We start from the raw sequence: 1,363 nt of genomic DNA, 5'->3' as shown, positions 1-1,363 counted from the left end.
GAGGTTCTGACGTTTCTATGTCTGTCAAGTCATGTCATGGCGGTCGGTGTTGCTGGTTGCAGCAGTCGGTAGATCTCTCGGGCGATGTACCGCTTCAGCATTCGGATGATCTCCTTTTTAGACTTTCCTTGCTGGATTCGTTTGGCCACGAACTGTCTCGTGCGCTTGTCATGGTGCATGCGGCAGATCGCGATCGTGTAGATCGCCCGGTTGAGCTGGCGGTTGCCGCCCCGGTAGAGCCGGTGGCGGCCGTCGGTCTGACCCGATCCGGCCGGGATGGGGCAGACGCCGGCGAGTTTCGCCAGGGCCGCCTCGGATCCGAGGCGTTCGGGGTTGTCGCCGACGGCGCACAAGATGGTCGCGGCGGTCACGTAGCTGATCCCGAAGGCCGCCACCAGGGCGGGCGCAGTCGCTTCGGCGCGTGCCTTGAGGTCGGCTTCGAGATCGGCGGCCTCGGCGTCGAGCGCGAGCCAGCGACGCGCGATCGATCGCAGGGCGATCCGTCGGTTCGCGGTCGGATCGGCCCCGTGTCGTGGCCGCAGGCGCGCGAGGCGGAGGGCGGTCGCTCTCGTGTTCATGCCCGCGCACGACTCGGCGAGGTCGAGGTCGTCGGCCAGGAGTGCTTTGAGGGCGTTGCCGGACTCGGTCCGGGCCTTGACCGCGCCGCCTCGGGCGACCATCAAGGCCCGCAGGGCCTCCACCGGCCCGTTGCAGGCTTTTGGGACGCCGGTGGCGCGGCCATCGATCACGGCCCAGGCCGCGGCTTCGGCGTCCAGGGCATCGGATTTGCCGCGGGAGCGTCGATTCGAGGACGCATAGGTGTTGACCTCGATGACGGTCGCTCCGGTACCGGTCAGTGCCGCGGTGAGGGTTTTGCCGTAGGAGGCGGTCCCCTCGATTCCGAAGACCGCGACCGGGCCGAGCGCGGCCGCCCAGGCGGCAAGGGCGGCGTGACCGGCCCGGGTGTTGTCGAACGATGCGGTCGCGATCAGGCCCCGGGAGGGCTCGACCGCGGCTGCCACATGCTGTGCCTTGTGGGTGTCGACGCCGATCACGAGGTGGCCGACAGGGCGGCCGGACGTGCGGGGAGCTGTCATGGTAGGGAAACCTCCGATACGCTGGAAGGGCATACCGGGCATCGCGTCGGGGGACGACATCACTGTCATGGGGCTGCACTGCGGCGCCAGGTTTCTATCAGGTCAGATCCCGGACGCGGTGCCCTTTTCCATGTGCGACATGGACGGGCAGGACCGACAGGTCAGAACGAAGGCACTCGACCGAGGCCAGCAATGGCTCAGGTCAGGTCCTGCCCGGTGTACCGCCTGTGGCTTCAAACGGTACGACCCCAGACTGACAGCGATGG

General features: G+C 67.6%; 1 protein-coding gene. It reads right to left on the bottom strand.

What is annotated here, in order from left to right; translation table 11 throughout:
- Nucleotides 1-29: 29 nt before the first annotated feature.
- Entirely contained in the window at nt 30-1,097 is a 1,068-nt protein-coding gene (locus tag GFD30_RS26085; protein ID WP_153028066.1) for an IS110 family RNA-guided transposase, read from the bottom strand.
- Nucleotides 1,098-1,363: the final 266 nt, after the last annotated feature.

It is taken from the genome of Glycomyces albidus (assembly GCF_009451885.1).
Taxonomy (GTDB): Bacteria; Actinomycetota; Actinomycetes; order Mycobacteriales; family Micromonosporaceae; genus Glycomyces; species Glycomyces albidus.
Note: the sequence above shows the minus strand (reverse complement) of the source record. Positions and strands in the feature narration are given on the sequence as shown.

Coding starts and splice junctions, on each gene's coding strand:
- GFD30_RS26085 (WP_153028066.1), bottom strand. CDS start 1,097: ATGACAGCTCCCCGCACGTCCGGCCGCCCTGTCGGCCACCTCGTGATC.